The sequence below is a fragment of the Maribacter spongiae genome, from assembly GCF_047345125.1.
Lineage (GTDB): Bacteria > Bacteroidota > Bacteroidia > Flavobacteriales > Flavobacteriaceae > Maribacter.
On sequence record NZ_JBLFEQ010000012.1, the window covers coordinates 53,429 to 72,293 of the forward strand.

Genomic DNA, 18,865 nt, shown 5'->3' on the forward strand with positions numbered 1-18,865 from the left:
AACAAATAACCCTTTAGAGTTTAATTCAACATATTTTGATTATTTCAAATTTACAAATCCACGTAATACAACAATATTTGGAACATTCACAACAAAGATAGATGCAAGTTAGATAATCTTCATATTTTAGTAGGAAATTACAACAAATGTTAAAAGACCCCCAAATTTTTTCAACATCATATCTCATAAAGCAGCTCCCTACTTGCGCTATCTTTATAGATAAAAAGTTTAAAATAATACATGCATCGGATAAATGGATAAATACATTTAGCCAACACAAAATAGATGTATACGGCAAAAGTCTTTTTAGAATATTCCCCGATCTCGATAAAAAATGGAAAGTAGTTATAGAAGATTGTTTTAAAGGCCAGCCCAAGCCCTTGGGACTGCAAAAAGCGCTAGAGGAACACAACAATGAAAGATGGTATGAATGGACAGGGACCCCCTGGTTCGATACGGATGAAAACGTTATTGGATCCATTATTCAAATAAACGATGTTACGGATCAAATAAAAACCGAAATAAAACTAAAAAAAACAGAGACGCTTTTAAATCATCAATCGGAAATATCAAAAATAGGATGCTGGGAATATGATGTGATCCACAATAAGCTAAAATGGTGTAGTATGATCAATACTATACATGAGGTAGGGCATGATTATGAACCCACTGTAGAAACAGCCATGCAATTTTATAAAGAAGGTCATAGTAGAAATGCCATTTCCATGGCTTTTTATGAAGCTGTGGACAAAGGGGTCCCATGGAACTTAAAGCTACAGATAATCACGGCCAAGGGTAATGAAAAATGGGTTATAGTCGCTGGAAAACCTATTTACGAAAAAGGGAAAATGATCAGTATTCTAGGAACTTTTCAAGATGTTCATGAACAAATGGCAGCGGACATAAAGACCAAGGAGAATGAAAAACTGCTAAAAACCCTCATAGACAATCTACCCCTAAACGTATACATAAAAGACAGCGAATCCAAAAAAATACTGGCAAACAAATCCGAATGCGATTATTTGGGGATAAATGATTCCAATAAAATCTTGGGCAAAAGTGACTTTGACCTATATCCTCATGAATTTGCTATAATATCAAGAGAAGAAGATTTAAAGGTAATGGAAACCTTAGAACCTATTCTGGGCAAAGAAACTGTAATTACTAAAAAAGATGGTACAGAAACCACATTTTTAACTTCTAAAATCCCCCTTGTAGATTCAGAAGGGACCGCCAATGGACTTGTGGGCATAAGTCTAGATATTACCAATCTGAAACAAAAAGAAAGGGAATTAAGAAATTTAATCAACGTTACATCATTACAGAATAAAAAACTCATAAATTTCGCACATATAGTATCACACAACCTAAGATCTCATACAGCAAATTTCTCGATGTTATTGAGCTTTTTGGTCGACGAAAAAAACGAAAAGGAAAAAGCCAAAATAATAGGTATGCTCACCAGCGCTTCCGATGATCTATTGGAAACATTGGACAACCTAAATGAGGTAGTCGCCATTAGCACAAATGCTATTGGAGAAAAAGAGCCCGTTCATTTAAATAAAAAAATCAATTTTGTGCAACGCAACCTCTCCAATCTCCTGATAAAGAGTAGAGCCAAAATAATCAATACTATTACCGATGATGTATACCTTCAAGTAATACCGGAATATTTGGAAAGCATTCTTATGAACTTCCTGACCAATAGTATAAAATATAAACACCCCGATCGAGACCCCATCATAAGACTAAGTACAAAAAGAGAAGATAATTATGTTATATTATATATAGCGGACAACGGATTGGGAATAGATTTGCAAAAATATGGCAACAAGCTTTTTGGCATGTACAAGACCTTTCACACTCATGGAGATGCCAGGGGTATGGGACTCTATATTACCAAAAATCAAGTAGAAGCCATGGATGGGAAAATAAAAGTAGAAAGTGAAGTTGGGAAGGGGTCTAGATTTAAGATTTATTTTAATGAAAAAAATTAACTTAATAGGCATTGTGGACGATGATCCAATTACGGTTTTTGGGATACGAAAAATGCTAAGCCTTTCAATAAACTGTAAAACCATCGAATCGTATGCCAATGGCAAATTGGCCTTTGATAGCATTGTCCAAAAAATCAAAGATAGCAAACCGATACCCGAGATTATCTTCTTGGATATTAATATGCCCATTATGGACGGTTGGCAGTTCCTTGATGAATTTATAGCACTTCCAATTGAGCAAAAAGTGCGGATAAATATTGTCACCTCTTCTATTGATCCACGGGATAAACAGAATTGGGAGTCTTATAGGGACAGAACGCATCATACGATTACTTTCAACCACAAACCCATCAAAAAAACGGATATAGAACAAATTACCAAAGTAGCGTAATTGGTTTTATTCCAAATAATTACCAAATAGCCCCTATACCTGGTGAAGTTCGGGTCTTGCTTCCCGTAAAAGGGGCAAAATGGGTCTTCCACAATTTATGGTTCCAGTCTAGGAATACTCGGTTTCAAGAAATTTTTTATTTATTTTTATCCTTGATTTTTTTAAACCGAAGTGGTTCAATATATGAGACCTTTACTCCTGTTAATTTTAATTCTGTTGATTTCATGTGAAAAGAAGACAGCGGAAGCAGAAATTGACTTTCCGACCCCTTTTGAAACTTCAAAAGGTAAACATACGGCCAATTATACCGAGACCATTGAGTTCTATATGCAACTCGCCAAGGAATTCCCTGAAATTAACATACAAACGATCGGAGAAACGGACAGTGGAAAACCGTTACATATAGTGACCTATAATATTGAAGGCAATTTTAATTTTAAAAAAATAGGAACGGATAAGACCATTGTTTTAATCAATAATGGTATCCATCCAGGTGAAAGTGATGGTATAGATGCCACTATGCTCATGTATAGGGATTTGGCCAGTGGAAAAATTACCGCCCCAAAAAAGACTGTCCTTGTTACCATTCCAATATACAATATAGGTGGGGCACTTAACAGAAATTCTACTTCGAGGGCAAATCAAAATGGCCCCAAATCTTATGGGTTTAGGGGAAATGCCCGTAATTTTGACCTTAATCGGGATTTCATTAAAAACGACACCAAAAATGCGAAGACCTTTTCCCAAATCTATCATTTGACCAATCCCGATATTTTTATTGACAACCATGTAAGCAACGGTGCCGATTATCAATATACATTGACCCATTTATTTACCCAACACGATAAGCTTGGTGGAGATTTGGGCAGATATTTATATGAAACCCTAATGCCCGCATTACAGGATTCCCTGGCCAATAACAATTGGGATATTACACCCTATGTAAATGTTTTTAATCAACCTCCAGAAGTAGGATTTGACCAATTTATGGACCATCCCAGATACTCTACGGGCTACACCACATTATGGAATACATTTGGGTTAATGGTAGAAACACACATGCTCAAACCCTATAAAAAACGAGTGGAAGGCACCTATGAACTCATGAAGAAGGTTATGGCCATTGCCGAACTGGAAGGTGCCACGATCAAAACCTTACGAAAGAAAGCGTTTAAGAGGCATGAAGACTGGAAATATTACCCCACTTCATGGAAAATAGATACCACCAGAGCATCCATACTCAACTTTAAAGGATTTCGAGCGGATACCGTTACCAGTAAGGTTACAGGTTTACCAAGGTTAAAATACGATAAGGACAAACCTTTTACCGAAGAAGTAACGTATTATGATCATTACATTCCTTCGGATTCTGTTAAAATCCCCAAAGCCTATATTATCAAAAAGCCCTGGTCCAAGGTAATAGAACTATTGGAACTGAACAATATTCGTTATAAAATCATAAAGAAAGACACGCTTATTCCGGTAGAATCCTATAAAATAAAGGATTTTGACACCAGTAAAAATGCATACGAAGGCCATTATGTACATTCCAACACAACCGTGGATAGGAATCAAAAAGAAATGATTTTTAATCCAGAAGATATTTTGGTGCCAACCGATCAGGCCGGGTTTAGATATATTATGGAAACTTTAGAACCACAGGCTATGGATTCTTTCTTCAACTGGAATTTTTTTGATTCCATCCTGCAGCAAAAAGAGGGTTTTTCTCCCTATGTTTTTGAGGATACCGCCCTAAGGCTTTTAGAAAACGATAGTTTGCTCAAACACGAATTTCTGAAAAAAAAGAAAGATGAGTTACAGTTTTCCAAAAATTGGTATGCACAACTGGATTGGCTCTATAAAAAATCGGCACATTATGAAACGGCCCATTTACAGTATCCTATTTATCGGATTGCCAAATAATAACGATTCCTAAGCCCAATTTTAATCTCCCTCGAATAAAATTTTGATATTGGCATAAGAATTCTGTAGTGCTTTTTGGATTTTTTTGGGACCTTTCCATCTTGCCTTAACAATGCCCTCCTTTTTTTCAGGTTTTAGTTTACCCTCAAATTCGGTTTTCATAGCATACCAATGCACTTGTTTTAACGTATAGATATCGCTATTGACAATAACGTGATAGGTCGTTCTTAAAAAATTTTCGATCCGCAGGTCTTTCACTCCCGTTTCCTCCATAACTTCCCTTATGGCGCAATCCTCTATAGATTCCCCTTTATCCAATTTACCTTTTGGCAAATCCCATTTATCATTTCTATAAATAAAAAGTACCTTCCCCTCAGCATTGGTCACAACACCACCTGCCGCCACTACTAGAGGTATTTCCTGAGTGAATTTTTTTAATATCTCCTCATGGTTGGGATGATATATGTACGCTTCTAAAAGTTTCTTCTTCCTCAAGGATCGTATCGCGGTCCGTATCGCATCTTTATTGAGCAAGAAATACTCGCCATTAGCCGTTTCCGAAACTTTATTTGTTAAGATCAGGGGCAACTCATTAACAAAAACTTTATACATTTGCGTCATGGTTTTAGACAAGCATACAGCTAAAAAAACAGCGGAGCTTCTGCTGCAAATTAATGCAATAAAATTGAAACCGGAAAATCCTTTTACTTGGGCTTCCGGATGGAAATCGCCCATATATTGCGACAATAGAATCCTTCTCTCCTATCCCATAATCCGGAACTTTGTAAAAGATGAAATGGCAAAGCAAGTTGAAACGCTCTATGGGAAACCGGATGTAATAGCCGGGGTAGCGACAGGTGCTATCGGGATGGGCGCTTTAGTAGCGGATGCCCTGGGCCTTCCTTTTATTTATGTGAGGCCCCAACCAAAATCGCATGGCCGTAAAAACCAGATCGAGGGCCATTTGGAAGCCGATCAAAATGTTGTGGTAATCGAGGATTTGATAAGTACAGGTATGAGCAGTCTCAATGCGGTGGAAGCCTTAAGGTCCGGGAATGCAAATATTAAAGGTATGTTGGCTATATTTACTTATGGTTTTGAAATTTCAAAATCCAATTTTGAAGAAAAAAATATTGAACTGCACACCTTGAGCAATTATGAATTTCTCATAGAACAGGCGTTGGAAACCGGCTATATAAAAGAGGATCAATCCATGACCTTAACAGCATGGAAAAAAAATCCGTCCCAATGGCAACAATAGAATTATGTTTATAGAAACACCCGCTACAAGCGTGTCCAAAAACGGACAGGAAACTTTCGATTTTTTAATCGATTTGGCCAACTTTGAAAAGCTAATGCCAGAAAACATAGCTAAATTCGAGGTACTTGATGCGGACAAGTTTCTTTTCGCATTAAAGGGAATGCCGGAAATTGTTCTGGAACGCAAAGAACAGGTTCCAAATAGTAAATTGGTATTGGGAGCCGTAAATGACAAATTACCCTTTACCCTTACCGCAGATATTTCCGAGATGAATGAAAATACCAGCAAAGTCGTTTTGAGCTTTCAAGGGGAATTTAATGCCATGATGGCCATGATGGTCAAAACGCCCATTGCCAATTTCATGAATACATTGTCACAAAATCTCGGGAAGCTTTAATACAGCAATTTCACTTCTTTAAAATTGAATTCTAGCCGTTCATCATTTTCCAAGTGTATTTTTAACATGCCGTTCTGTGTAATCCCCTGAATTATACCGGTAAAAAAAGAGCCGTCGGGCTTTTGGAAAGTAGAAGGCATATCTTTCCTGAACATTTCTTTTTGATAGCGTTCATATAAGGATTTCCATTGATGAACATCAACTTGGGAGAGTGATTCCTTTAGCATACTCAAAATTAACTCCAATAACTCTTCTTTATTTACTTCCATACCCAACTGAAGTTTTATCGAGGATGCGTTCAGCCCTTTTGAAAAGACAGTTTGGTTTACATTAAGTCCAATTCCGATAATGGTTGATTTTATTTCCTGTCCAGAAATCAGATTTTCAATAAGAATACCACAAATTTTAGAAGCACCTGACAGAATGTCGTTGGGCCATTTTATCGAAAGTCTTGGCACTCCTACCGCAGCCAAGGCATCATAGATTGCCAATGACACACAAACATTAATGAGAAATTGATGTTGTGGCCCAATGCCATTAAAAAACTTCAAAACACTGAAAGTTAGGTTCTTACCCGGTTCAGACGACCAAGATGCATTGATTTGTCCCCTGCCTTTCGTCTGATTATCGGTCAACACCACTGTAAAATCCCCGAGTTCATCATGACCCAATAATCCCTTCAAATAACTATTTGTAGATTCCGTGGCATCAAGTTTGATTAACTGCATATATCCAAGCTTTTGGCAATCTTTAATCTATTGTTAAAAACTAGACCTAAAAGAACAAAAAAATAATAACTTTGTAGAAACTAAAATTTTTGAATGCAGAAAAGGAAAGCTAGTGCAGATGAGCTGATTGCATTAATTTTACAGGGAATAGAAGAAGTAAAAGGGCAACATATAAATTTACTCGACCTAAGGGAAATCGAAAATACCGTTTGTGACTACTTTATAATTTGTAATGGTACTTCCAATACACATGTGAGTGCCATTGTAGGATCTATCCAAAAAACAGTTAGCAAGGCAATTAAAGATAAGCCATGGCATGTTGAAGGTGAAGACAATGCCGAATGGGTTTTAATGGACTATGTGAACGTAGTAGTACACGTATTCCAAAAACAAACCCGGGAATTCTATGATATTGAAGGGCTATGGGGAGATGCAAAGTTTACGACTATAGAAAGTAGCATAAATCAATTAAAAAACTAAAATGGCAAAAGACAATAATTCAAATCCTAAAAAACCAAGGTTTAGTTCATGGTGGATATACGGGTTGATAGCGGTATTACTCATCGGCTTTCAACTTTTCAACAGTGAGGATTTGGCAAGTACCGATAAGACTACTACCTCAGATCTACAGGACTACTTGCGCAATGGGGATATCGAAAAAATATTGATTATCACCAACACCAATCAGGCCAAAGTTTTCCTTACGGACGAAGCACTGGCCAAAGATGTCCATAAAGAAGTTACGGACAGGTCCATTCTTCCTTCAACGGGCAGTGTACCCCAATATATTTTGGATTACGGGGACCTACAGATTTTTCAAAATGAAATCACCGAAATAAAAAAAGAGAATAATCTGGACACCATTGTGGAGTTCGATAAGGAATCGACCGCAATTTTCGATTTCCTCTTATCCTTACTCCCATTTGTCCTAATTATAGGAATATGGATTTATTTGATGCGGAGAATGTCCGGTGGCGGCGGTGGCGGTGCCGGAGGTCAGATTTTCAATATAGGAAAATCCAAGGCCAAACTTTTTGATGAAAAAACGGACACCAGAACTTCTTTTAAAGATGTTGCAGGACTAGAGGGCGCCAAAGAAGAAGTGGAGGAAATCGTGGAATTCCTGAAAAATCCGGACAAATATACATCCTTAGGAGGTAAAATTCCTAAAGGTGCCCTATTGGTGGGCCCTCCGGGAACAGGTAAAACCCTATTGGCCAAAGCAGTTGCCGGTGAGGCCAAAGTACCTTTCTTTTCACTTTCAGGATCGGATTTTGTTGAAATGTTCGTAGGTGTAGGTGCATCCAGGGTGAGGGATCTTTTTAAACAGGCCAAGGATAAATCACCAGCCATTATATTTATTGATGAGATAGATGCCATAGGCCGTGCCCGGGGCAAAAACAATTTTACGGGTTCCAATGACGAACGTGAAAATACCCTGAACCAGTTATTGACCGAAATGGACGGTTTTGGCACCAATACCAATGTTATTGTACTAGCGGCCACGAACCGGGCCGATGTTCTGGACAAAGCTCTGATGAGAGCAGGTAGATTTGATCGTCAGATCTATGTTGATCTTCCGGATATTCGGGAGCGAAAGGAAATATTTGAAGTACACCTAAGACCTATCAAAACCTCCGAAACCTTGGATCTGGATTTCTTGGCAAGGCAAACACCCGGATTTTCAGGAGCGGATATTGCCAATGTCTGTAACGAAGCTGCCCTGATCGCCGCTCGTAAAGAGCAAAAGGCGGTAAACAAACAGGACTTTCTGGATGCGGTAGATCGGATAGTAGGTGGTTTGGAGAAAAAGAACAAAATAATCACCCCGGGAGAAAAAGAGACCATTGCCTACCACGAAGCCGGCCACGCCACGGTGAGTTGGATGCTGGAACATGCTGCGCCCTTGGTCAAAGTAACCATCGTCCCTAGGGGGCAATCATTAGGTGCCGCATGGTACCTTCCGGAAGAACGTCTTATTGTAAGACCCGAACAAATGTTGGACGAAATGTGCGCTACCATGGGTGGTAGGGCAGCGGAAAAAGTGATTTTTGATAAAATATCTACAGGTGCGTTGAGCGATTTGGAAAAAGTCACGAAACAGGCACGGGCCATGGTCACCATTTACGGTTTAAATGACGAAATAGGCAACCTTACCTATTACGATTCTTCAGGTCAGGATTCTTATGGTTTTTCAAAACCCTATAGTGAGGAAACCGCCAGAAAAATAGACGAGGAAATTTCCAAAATTATCGAGGCGCAATACCAACGTGCAATTCAGGTACTCATGGATAACAAGGACAAACTTACAGTTTTGGCAGAACGCCTATTGGAGAAAGAAGTTATCTTTAAAGAGGATTTGGAAAAAATCTTTGGAAAAAGACCTTTTGAAAAAGATTTTTTGGAAGAGAAACAAAAGGGAGAGGAGACTAAAACGGCAGCTACTGTAGATGATGGGGAGAAAGAGGTAACGGAGAAATAATTGAGCGATTTCTACGTTGTGATTTTTGATGAACGGATATAACAACAGTATTTTTAATAATTAATGGGGCTTTTAAACTTATTATTTGGTGGCGGGAAAAAGAAAGTTTCAAAAGAAACCGTAGAGACCCGAGGCCAACATATGCCCGATTTAAATATCCCGGTGGACGAAAAGTTTACCATTCATTTTAAAAAAAATGGCGGGAAATTCCTTTATTGCATCTCCCAAGAAGAGATTTCAAAGACCCTTAGGAATATTATTGAAGAAAATAATTGGGAGGACCAACCTTTCTTTGCAATGGATGAGCGGCTTGTTCAAAAATTCAATGAAGAAAATATTTCTTTTACGGACCGGGTCAAAGAAAGTGAAGTCTTCTTTACGACCTGTGAGCATTTGGTGGCCCAAAATGGGAGTATCCTAGTATGCTCCAATCAACTTAATGAAAGAAAAATAAATGAACTGCCAAGTAACGTAGTGGTCTATGCGACCACAAGCCAATTGGTAGAGTCCATAGGTGAAGGGTTAAAGACCATCAAGAAAAAGTATGGCCCAAAAATCCCTGCCAATATTACCACCCTAAAACATTTTAAAGCAACAAAAGAAAATTCCGATGATTTCCTGACTTACGGAAGTAGCACCAAAAATCTTTATCTTTTACTTCTGGAAGATTTATAATATGAAGGAAATTTTACGCAGGGCATTGACTGGAGCGGTTTATATTATTCTGTTATTATCCGCTGTTTTTTTGAGTTCGGACGCTTTTGATTTTTTATTCATGGCCTTTGGCTTGGCCTGTCTATATGAATATAAGCGTTTGGTAGCATTAAAAGGATACTACATTTTTGTGGCTTACCTGGCATTATGGTGGGTATTTATCTATTTGGTAAAAGACCAAAGAATCATTAATATCTTAATGCTCATTACCATTATCGTGGACATTGCATTGCTTTTATACCTCTTTTCAAAAAAAGATAGGTTTTTTAATAAACTTCAAAAATTTTTGATCGGTCTTTTCTATATTGGCGGGGGTTGTATTTTCCTTACCATGATTCCCTATAAAAATGATGCTTTTGCCAAACTGTTGATTATGGGCATCTTTATTTTGATTTGGGTCAACGATTCATTTGCTTATTTGGTGGGCAAAAGTATGGGCAGGACGAAATTGTTTCCTTCGGTTTCCCCAAAAAAAACTATTGAAGGAACCTTTGGAGGTTTTATCTTTGCCTTAGGAGCGGCTTATGTTATGGGAACCCAAGAACAAATAATAACCCCATGGCAATGGATGGTCTTAGCCACAGTAATAGTAATTATGGGAAGTTTGGGAGATTTAGTGGAATCCAAATTTAAGAGGAGTGCAGGAGTAAAGGACAGTGGAGCCATATTGCCGGGCCATGGCGGTATGTTGGACAGGTTGGACAGTTTAGTCTTTGCGGCTCCTTTTGCTTATCTAACGTTAAACATTTTTAGTTATGTTTCATAGGGAAGGTCAGACCATTATTTTGACTACTTTTTTTATCGTGGGCGTTGGCATATTGGCCGCCCATTTTTTTATAGATATTAATTGGTTAAAACTGGTTGTTCAGATAACCTCTATCGTCCTACTTATTACCGTATTGCAATTCTTTAGAAACCCTAAAAGAAACCCGATCAAGAGTTTTGATGAAATATTGTCCCCGGTAGATGGCAAAGTAGTGGTCATAGAGGAAGTTGAAGAACATGAATATTTTAAGGGCAAAAGAAAACAGGTATCTATATTCATGTCTCCCATAAATGTGCATGTGACCCGATACCCGGCAAGTGGAAAGGTCAAATACTCCAAATACCATCCAGGAAAATATCTTGTGGCCTGGCACCCAAAATCCAGTGAAGAAAATGAACGGACTACCGTGGTCATTGGAACACCCAAATTTGGGGATATTCTATACAGACAGATAGCAGGTGCAATGGCAAGGCGTATTGTAAATTACGCCGAACAGGGTGAGAGCGTACAACAAGGTGACGATGCCGGATTTATTAAATTTGGTTCACGCGTAGACCTTTTCCTTCCTTTGGATTGTGAAATAAACGTGCAATTAAATCAAAAGGTAAAAGGTGCACAGACCTGTATCGCTACTTATATAGACCCCAATGAAAAAGAAGAAGCTGTATATTGATTTTCAACAAGCGGTTGATTTTGCAAACAACTACAAACACCCCATCCCTGCCGATATATTGCTCAAACTTTATGCCTATTATAAAATAGCCAATAAAAATTACAGTAATCCAGGTAGTAAGACCCCGTTAATTAACGCTTTTAAGGCCAATGCCTTAATTCAGGCACAGGACATAAGTACGGAGCAGGCCATGAAAAAATATATAAAGTTGGTAAAGACGGAACTAAAAGGGCCATGATATTATATTTCCTATATTCCTATGGTTCTTAAGGTCTCTATAAATAATCCGTTAATTAATTTAAGGAAACCTTCTAGAACATCTTCCTTATAAATAAATGCGTACAAGTCCAGGGTTCCCTAACCAATCCCATTAAAACACAGATTAAACTAAAAAAAGCACGGCTCGTGAACTTGGTCGTATTCACCCCAAGCTTACCAAACTCTTTTCCAATGTTTCTATTTTAGCTTCGGCATCAGCAGCTTTTTTACGCTCTATATCCACTACTTGTTGCGGTGCATTGCTCACGAACCGCTCATTGGACAATTTCTTTTGAACCGATTTCAAAAACCCTTTGGTATATGCCAATTCCTCGTTTATCTTTTCTATTTCCGCCTTAACATCAATAGCACCCGCAATCGGAATAAAATACTCGTTGCTCTTTACCCTAAAACTTAAAGTTCCGTCCATAGCGATATCGGTAGACTTAATTCCCGAAATATTTCCCAGTTTAACAATCAAGGCATCCATTCGGTCCGGTTTATCTTCAGGGTTCAATTCGAACAATTCCAACACCTCTTTATTCGGGATATTCTTTTCCTTTCTAATGTTCCGTATTCCCGAAACTATTTCTGTTGCAAAATCAAAGTCCGAAATCAATGTAGCATCGGATTTTCCCATTTTGGGCCAAGTCGCAACACATAAAGCTTCTTCCGTAGTCCTATTGGCTATATGTTGCCAAATTTCTTCGGTTAAAAAGGGCATGAACGGATGTAACAGCTTCAGATTTTGTTCGAACAGGTAAATTACTTTGGCCAATGTCCCCTCATCGATCGGCTTTTGATATGAAGGTTTAACAATTTCCAATAGCCAAGAACAGAAATCGTCCCAAACCAATTTATAAATTGCCATCAAAGCGTCCGAAATACGATATTTACTATAGTGATCTTCTATTTCCGCCAAAGTCCGATCGAACTTCGCGGCGTACCATTCCAAGCCTATCTTAGCGGCTTCAGGCTGTTCTATTTTGGCCGTTTCCCACCCTTTTATCAAGCGAAAAGCATTCCATATTTTATTGGCAAAATTTTTGCCCTGCTGACAAAGGGCTTCGTCGAACATTAAATCGTTTCCAGCAGCGGAACTCAATAACAGTCCTACACGAACCGCATCCGCCCCATAATTTTCGATCAGTTTTAGGGCATCCGGAGAATTGCCCAAGGATTTGGACATCTTGCGCCGCTGCTTGTCCCGGACCAACCCTGTTAAGTATACATTTTCATAAGGTCTTTCTCCCTTAAACTCATAACCGGCAATGATCATCCTGGCCACCCAAAAAAATAGAATATCCGGCCCCGTTACCAGATCATTGGTGGGGTAATAGTAATTGACCTCTTCATTGTTCGGTTCCATAATACCCCCAAACACACTTATAGGCCATAACCACGAGGAAAACCAGGTATCCAACACATCGGAATCTTGGTTTAAATCCTCAAAACCAAGATTTGGATCTTGAGATTTGGACCTTGCCTTTTCCAAAGCCTTTTCAGGTGATTCGGCCACCACAAAATCATCCTTTCCCTCTCCATAATAAAAGGCCGGGATTTGCTGCCCCCACCACAATTGTCTTGATATATTCCAATCCCGGATGTTTTCCATCCAATGACGATAGGTATTTTCAAACTTTTTGGGGAACAATTTAATATCGCCCGTATTCAAAACAGCATCCAAGGCAGGTTTGGCCAGATTTTCCATCTTTAAAAACCACTGATCGGAAAGTCTGGGCTCAATGACCGCTTTGGTACGTTCAGAAGTACCTACCTTATTGATATGTTGTTCTGTTTTTACCAAATGCCCTTTTTCGTCCAGTTCTTTGGCAATCTCCTTTCTGACCGCAAATCTATCTTTACCTTTATAATGCAGACCGTATGAGTTTAAAGATGCATCCGCATTGAAAATATCAACGACCTCCAAATTATGTTTATCCCCAAGATTTTTATCGTTCTCGTCATGGGCGGGTGTCACCTTTAAACACCCCGTACCAAATTCAATATCTACGTATTCATCTTCAATAATCGGAATAACCCTTCCACAAATAGGTACAATTGCCTTTTTACCCCGTAAATGGATATACCTTTCATCATTGGGGTTTATACAAATAGCGGTATCTCCCAATATAGTTTCTGGCCTGGTGGTGGCGATCGTTACTTTTTCATCCGAACCTTCTATCCCATAAGCCAGATGATATAATAATCCTTGGCGTTCTTCATAATTCACTTCCTCATCGGAAAGGGTCGTTTTTGCCTCGGGATCCCAATTCACCATTCGAAAACCCCTGTATATCAGCCCTTTTTCATATAAATCCACGAAAACCTTGATAACAGAAGCGGACATATCGTCATCCATGGTAAATTTAGTTCGCTCCCAATCGCACGAACACCCCAGTTTTTTCAACTGTTCCAAAATTACACCGCCATATTCATCCGTCCATGCCCATGCATGCTTCAAGAACTCCTCACGGGTCAAATCAGATTTGGAAATACCTTTCTGTTTCAATTTATCCACGACCTTGGCCTCCGTTGCTATGGACGCATGGTCCATGCCCGGTACCCAACACGCATTTTTTCCCTGTAGTCTGGCTTTTCGTATAAGTACATCCTGAATGGTATTATTGAGCATATGCCCCATATGCAATACACCCGTAACATTAGGTGGAGGTATAACAATGGTGTACGGTTCCCTATCGTCCGGTTTGGAATGAAAAAACCTATTTTTCATCCAATAGTCATACCAATGCTCCTCTATGCGGTTTGGCTCGTACTTTGATGGAATTTCCATATTTGGCCCAGTTTTTGAATTATAATCTTTTGAGCTAAAAAACAAAGCTGAAAGGATATGTTAAATTATCAATTTCAGCCTCTTTTAACCCAAAATGAAATACGAAACAAAAATAAGTAACGTTAGAGTATAACAAAAGGATTTTGAGATTGATCTGAAAAGATTTAATTTTGAAATTCACCCTAAACTGAATATGATGAAAAAAATAGTACTTGTATTATTTATCGGTCTCCTTGGATATGGTGTCTCTGCACAGGATACGGCAGCGAAAATCGAATTCAAGACAGAGACTGTAGATTATGGTGAAATAACCAAGGGTGCGGATGGTGTCCGTGTTTTTGAATTTACCAACACTGGCAATGCTCCTTTAATTATTAGTAAGGTAAGTTCCAGTTGTGGATGTACCATCCCCAAAAAACCGGAGGATCCCATTATGCCTGGAAAAACAGGTAAAATCCAGGTAAAATATGATACAAATAGAGTTGGGCCCATTAGAAAGGCCATCACGGTTATATCCAATGCGGATACGCCTACGAAAGTATTGAAAATTAAAGGTGCGGTCAGAGGAACTGGAACCGGAACCAAATAAAATTATTTATAGTTGTTGCAAAGGCCCGATTAATCGGGCCTTTTTTTATTTGAACAAATCTTTTAAGATAAAACTAAAGAGCAAATCCCTATTATATCGTTCTACGAGTACTTTAACTCTTTTACCTTCCTTTTTGCTATTTAGCATATGCATGATTTCCTGAAGTTTATATCTGTGGATCCTTTTTCCATCGACCGCCAATATCACATCTCCTTCCCGCAATCCCGAAGAATGGGCCGGACTCCCTACTCTTATGGCCGAAACCACTATTTCGGGAACGAGGCTGAGTCTGGTGGCACCTTCTAGAATAATTTGGACATCCCCGTACAACCTCCCTTCTTTGGACACTACTGTATTGGGGCTTTCAATCTGCTCCGAAATATAGCGCATTCCCGCATGTTGCAAATCAATACCACTAACATTGTATTGAAAAGGTTTCTTAAAATTGGTATTTTTCTTTAATGTGATTTTCCCATGGGGATAATCGAATATAATGTTGAATCGTTTTAATACTTCACCCCCCAAACTTCCATTTCTATTGCCTAAATCCTTAATAGTATTAAACGTTAACATATCGGGGAATGCCGTTTTTGCATCATCCAGGATAAAATCCCCGATCCTAAGTTTATTTATTTTAGTACGTCTTCCATAAATATCCCCTGCGAGGCCCTTCCCCAAAAAGTCTTCATAATTTTTTTGTGGCAATCTGATCTGTTCGTTCTCAAAAAGCCAAATAGCATCACTGCTTCCGGTATCCAAAAGCATTTTTACTTTAATTTCCGAATTGTCCTTTAACGCAATATTCGCATCCATATAGGCTTTTCTTCCCGCTATGGAGATTGGTAGGGTCCGGGCCTTTTTACTCGGCCTTCGATCATACGTATCGGGATCAAAAAATTTCATTGTTTTGTTGGCATAGTTAATATCTACCACAAAATCCTTAAACAGATCATAACCGATTATACCGTGTATGGGAACCCCTAGACTGGGAGAGAAATTGATTTCGGTATCCATGACCACATATAGCTTTTGGGAAAAATTCCGAACATTCCCCAATTTAAAATAGTTGCCCAGAGAACTTAAAGCACTTATAGGTTCTCCCTTTCCTAGACCATGAATGGTAATTTCCGAAACGTTTTTCAACTGAATGGAGTCCTGATTCGCCAAATTAAAAAGTATAGGGGTACTTACTCCCGAATCCATCACAAAAGATAAAGTGGTACCGTTAACTTCCAACGGTATCACAATAAGATTATTGATCAATTCAAACTTGACCTTCTCATATTTTTGCCCCTTACGAAGCTTATACCGTTGGGCATAACCCCATTGGGAAAAGCCGAGTACCAGAAATACGATCAGGACAAAACAACGTGATTTTTTCATCAGAATTGGCTGCAAAAGGTTTACCTATTTCAAGTTACGACTTTTTTTGGTTCATCGCCATCTTTTAACATTGCGTTGCACAAAGCAAATAAAAGCTCCTACTTATTGTATGATCGGTAAGGATTTACCACTTTTGTGAAAAATAACATCTACATGCCGTCTGTATCCGTAAAAGGGCGTTCCATGCCCCAGTCCCCTATAAGAAAATTGGTTCCCTATGCAGAAAATGCAAAGAAAAAAGGAGTCAATGTCATTCATTTGAATATTGGACAACCAGATATTAAAACTCCCCAAGTAGCACTTGATGCCGTAAAGAACAATACGCTTAACGTACTGGAATATAGCAGAACGGAAGGTTCGGAAGCATATAGGAAAAAAATAGCGGGTTATTATGCCAAGCATGGTATTATGGTCTCGGCCAATGATATTATTGTTACCACGGGTGGTTCCGAGGCATTGTCATTTGCCTTAGGCACTATTGCGGATGCAGGGGATGAAATTATAATTCCAGAACCCTTTTATGCCAATTACAATGGTTTTGCCATTGCCAATGGGGTAAAAGTAGTGCCGGTAGTTTCCAAATTGGATCATAATTTTGCCCTGCCTCCCATAGAAGATTTTGAAAAATTAATTTCACCGGACACAAAGGCTATCTTAATCTGTAACCCTGGAAATCCAACGGGGTATCTTTACAGCAAAGAAGAAATTCAAAAACTGGCCGTTATCGTTAAAAAGCATAACCTCTTTTTAATTGCCGATGAAGTATATAGGGAATTTGTTTATGACGATAAGGAACACTATTCCGTTTTACGGGAAGAAGGCCTCGACGAATATGCCATTATTATTGATTCCGTTTCCAAGAGATATAGTATGTGCGGGGCGCGAATAGGGTTTTTGGTGTCCAAGAACAAAGAAGTGATCGAAACGACCCTTAAATTTGGGCAAGCACGACTTTCTCCCCCTACCTATGCACAAATAGCAAGCGAAGCGGCATTGGACACCCCTCAAAGTTATTTTGACGAGGTGAAAACGGAATATGTAGCTCGCCGGGATTTACTGATAACCGAACTTCAAAAAATCGAAGGGGTAAAAGTAGCCAGGCCCCAGGGCGCATTTTACTGCATTGCCGAACTTCCCATTGAAAATGCCGATGATTTTGCACAATGGCTCTTAGAGGATTTTAGGGTAAACAACGAAACGGTCATGGTAGCACCGGCGGGAGGGTTCTATGCAACAAAAGGCCTGGGCAGGAACCAGATCAGGATTGCCTATGTATTGGATCGGGAAAGCTTAAAAAAAGCGGTTCACATTCTTTCTGAAGCCCTAAAAAGTTATATCGGCTGATGCAGGTCAAAGAAAATTTTTCGCTAAAGAAACACAACACTTTTGGCATTGATGCCAAGGCTAGGTTTTTTGCCGAAATCCAATCGGTTTCCGAGCTTAAGGAATTGCTCGCACAGCCAGATTATCCAAATAAATTTATTCTTGGAGGCGGCAGCAATATGCTCATCACAAAAGATATTGATGCATTGGTCATCTATGTAAACCTAAAAGGAATAACCATAGTATCCCAAGACGAAAACGAAGTTACCATAAAGGCCATGGCCGGTGAAAATTGGCACCAATTTGTTTTATGGACATTGGATAGAGATTACGGAGGTCTGGAAAACATGTCCCTTATTCCCGGAAATACGGGTACGGCACCCATTCAAAACATAGGTGCTTATGGCTCCGAATTGAAAGACTGTTTTCTGAGTTGTGAAACTATACACAGAGCTACACAAAATAAGGTTGTCTTCTTAAAAAAGGACTGTAAGTTCGGATATAGGGACTCTTATTTTAAGAATGAAGGCAAGGACCAATATGTAATTACCTCGATAACCCTTAAACTAACAAGAAAAGACCATACGTTAAATATGGGCTATGGAACAATAAAGGACGAACTTCAAAAAAATAATATTGCGGAACCTACCATTAGGGATATATCCAATGCGGTAATAGCCATTCGGAACAGTAAGTTACCAAATCCAAATGAAATTGGGAACAGTGGGAGCTTTTTCAAAAACCCCGTAGTTTCAAGAGCAGTTTTTGAAAAATTCATAAAAGAAAACCCCAAAGCGCCATATTATGGAATTTCAGATTCCGAATATAAAATTCCGGCAGGATGGTTAATAGAGCAATGCGGTTTTAAAGGGAAGCGGTACGGGGATGTAGGAATCCATAAAAAGCAAGCTTTGGTCCTGATCAATCATGGCAATGCCTCGGGAAAGGAAATATTTGATCTGGCCAAAAAAATAATTCATGAAGTTTATACTAAATTCGGCATTTCCATAATTCCAGAAGTAAATATCATAAAATAACCCCCGTAAAAATGTTACGAGGGTTATATCAAACCAAACTAACCAAACAATAAGTGATAATTACCAACTGACACTTATACTATTATTTTATAGAAAACAGCTCCTTAACAATCAATTTTATAAATTAGCGTTTAAAGGATATACGGCAC

Annotated in this window: 18 protein-coding genes; 14 read left to right on the plus strand and 4 right to left on the minus strand. The window is 38.8% G+C overall.

Annotation, left to right across the window (positions count from 1 at the left end; translation table 11 throughout):
* The first annotated feature begins 146 nt into the window (after positions 1–146).
* From ACKWB9_RS14195 to ACKWB9_RS14205, 3 genes are all read left to right on the plus strand, one after another.
* A complete protein-coding gene (locus tag ACKWB9_RS14195; RefSeq protein WP_414003679.1) occupies positions 147–1,997 on the plus strand; it encodes a PAS domain-containing sensor histidine kinase in 1,851 nt (616 codons plus the stop codon).
* Complete coding sequence (locus tag ACKWB9_RS14200; RefSeq protein WP_414003680.1) at positions 1,984–2,388, plus strand: response regulator; 405 nt, start codon at positions 1,984–1,986, stop codon at positions 2,386–2,388. Before ACKWB9_RS14195 ends, ACKWB9_RS14200 begins: the two co-directional genes overlap by 14 nt.
* A gap of 183 nt (positions 2,389–2,571) precedes the next feature.
* Positions 2,572–4,311 carry a M14 family metallopeptidase gene (locus ACKWB9_RS14205; protein WP_414003681.1) on the plus strand — a complete coding sequence of 580 codons (1,740 nt, stop codon included), beginning with the start codon at positions 2,572–2,574 and terminating at the stop codon, positions 4,309–4,311.
* 21 nt (positions 4,312–4,332) lie between these two features.
* Here the strand turns inward: ACKWB9_RS14205 and ACKWB9_RS14210 are convergent, their stop codons facing one another.
* Positions 4,333–4,923: an NUDIX hydrolase gene (locus ACKWB9_RS14210; protein ID WP_414003682.1), complete on the minus strand. Its 591-nt coding sequence runs from the start codon at positions 4,921–4,923 to the stop codon at positions 4,333–4,335.
* A gap of 7 nt (positions 4,924–4,930) precedes the next feature.
* On the opposite strand from ACKWB9_RS14210, the gene pyrE reads away from it, so the two are divergent.
* On the plus strand, positions 4,931–5,572 hold the full coding sequence (gene pyrE / locus ACKWB9_RS14215) for an orotate phosphoribosyltransferase (RefSeq protein WP_414003683.1): 642 nt from the start codon (positions 4,931–4,933) through the stop codon (positions 5,570–5,572).
* A 4-nt stretch (positions 5,573–5,576) separates the two neighbouring features.
* Positions 5,577–5,969, plus strand: coding sequence for an SRPBCC family protein (locus tag ACKWB9_RS14220; RefSeq protein WP_414003684.1), 393 nt, complete (start codon positions 5,577–5,579; stop codon positions 5,967–5,969).
* Here the strand turns inward: ACKWB9_RS14220 and ACKWB9_RS14225 are convergent.
* A complete protein-coding gene (locus ACKWB9_RS14225; RefSeq protein WP_414003685.1) occupies positions 5,966–6,697 on the minus strand; it encodes a biotin--[acetyl-CoA-carboxylase] ligase in 732 nt (243 codons plus the stop codon). The genes ACKWB9_RS14220 and ACKWB9_RS14225 overlap by 4 nt on opposite strands.
* 93 nt (positions 6,698–6,790) lie before the next feature.
* Here ACKWB9_RS14225 and rsfS point away from each other — a divergent pair, with 93 nt between their 5' ends.
* The 6 genes from rsfS (at position 6,791) to ACKWB9_RS14255 (ending at position 11,570) form a co-directional block, all read left to right on the plus strand.
* A complete protein-coding gene (gene rsfS, locus ACKWB9_RS14230; RefSeq protein WP_414003686.1) occupies positions 6,791–7,177 on the plus strand; it encodes a ribosome silencing factor in 387 nt (128 codons plus the stop codon).
* Between the two features lies 1 nt (position 7,178).
* The gene (ftsH, locus tag ACKWB9_RS14235; RefSeq protein WP_414003687.1) at positions 7,179–9,179 is read left to right on the plus strand and encodes an ATP-dependent zinc metalloprotease FtsH; all 2,001 of its coding nucleotides are present in this window, start codon (positions 7,179–7,181) and stop codon (positions 9,177–9,179) included.
* A 63-nt stretch (positions 9,180–9,242) separates the two neighbouring features.
* Positions 9,243–9,854: an LUD domain-containing protein gene (locus tag ACKWB9_RS14240; RefSeq protein WP_414003688.1), complete on the plus strand. Its 612-nt coding sequence runs from the start codon at positions 9,243–9,245 to the stop codon at positions 9,852–9,854.
* 1 nt (position 9,855) lies between these two features.
* Positions 9,856–10,659: a phosphatidate cytidylyltransferase gene (locus ACKWB9_RS14245; protein ID WP_414003689.1), complete on the plus strand. Its 804-nt coding sequence runs from the start codon at positions 9,856–9,858 to the stop codon at positions 10,657–10,659.
* A complete protein-coding gene (locus ACKWB9_RS14250) occupies positions 10,649–11,332 on the plus strand; it encodes a phosphatidylserine decarboxylase family protein (RefSeq protein WP_414003690.1) in 684 nt (227 codons plus the stop codon). The genes ACKWB9_RS14245 and ACKWB9_RS14250 overlap by 11 nt, the downstream gene beginning before the upstream one ends.
* Positions 11,307–11,570, plus strand: a complete 264-nt coding sequence (locus ACKWB9_RS14255; RefSeq protein ID WP_414003691.1) for an acyl-CoA-binding protein — start codon at positions 11,307–11,309, stop codon at positions 11,568–11,570. Before ACKWB9_RS14250 ends, ACKWB9_RS14255 begins: the two co-directional genes overlap by 26 nt.
* A gap of 183 nt (positions 11,571–11,753) precedes the next feature.
* Here the strand turns inward: ACKWB9_RS14255 and ACKWB9_RS14260 are convergent, their stop codons facing one another.
* Entirely contained in the window at positions 11,754–14,384 is a 2,631-nt protein-coding gene (locus ACKWB9_RS14260; protein ID WP_414003692.1) for a valine--tRNA ligase, read from the minus strand.
* 193 nt (positions 14,385–14,577) lie between these two features.
* Between ACKWB9_RS14260 and ACKWB9_RS14265 the strand changes: the two genes are divergently transcribed.
* Complete coding sequence (locus ACKWB9_RS14265) at positions 14,578–14,973, plus strand: DUF1573 domain-containing protein (RefSeq protein WP_414003693.1); 396 nt, start codon at positions 14,578–14,580, stop codon at positions 14,971–14,973.
* Between the two features lie 45 nt (positions 14,974–15,018).
* Here ACKWB9_RS14265 and ACKWB9_RS14270 read toward each other — a convergent pair whose 3' ends face one another.
* Positions 15,019–16,356, minus strand: coding sequence for an aspartyl protease family protein (locus ACKWB9_RS14270; RefSeq protein WP_414003694.1), 1,338 nt, complete (start codon positions 16,354–16,356; stop codon positions 15,019–15,021).
* Between the two features lie 153 nt (positions 16,357–16,509).
* Here ACKWB9_RS14270 and ACKWB9_RS14275 point away from each other — a divergent pair, with 153 nt between their 5' ends.
* Both ACKWB9_RS14275 and murB read left to right on the plus strand, forming a co-directional pair.
* Positions 16,510–17,700, plus strand: a complete 1,191-nt coding sequence (locus ACKWB9_RS14275) for a pyridoxal phosphate-dependent aminotransferase (protein WP_414003695.1) — start codon at positions 16,510–16,512, stop codon at positions 17,698–17,700.
* The gene (murB, locus tag ACKWB9_RS14280; protein ID WP_414003696.1) at positions 17,700–18,716 is read left to right on the plus strand and encodes a UDP-N-acetylmuramate dehydrogenase; all 1,017 of its coding nucleotides are present in this window, start codon (positions 17,700–17,702) and stop codon (positions 18,714–18,716) included. The genes ACKWB9_RS14275 and murB overlap by 1 nt, the downstream gene beginning before the upstream one ends.
* Positions 18,717–18,865 lie beyond the last annotated feature (149 nt).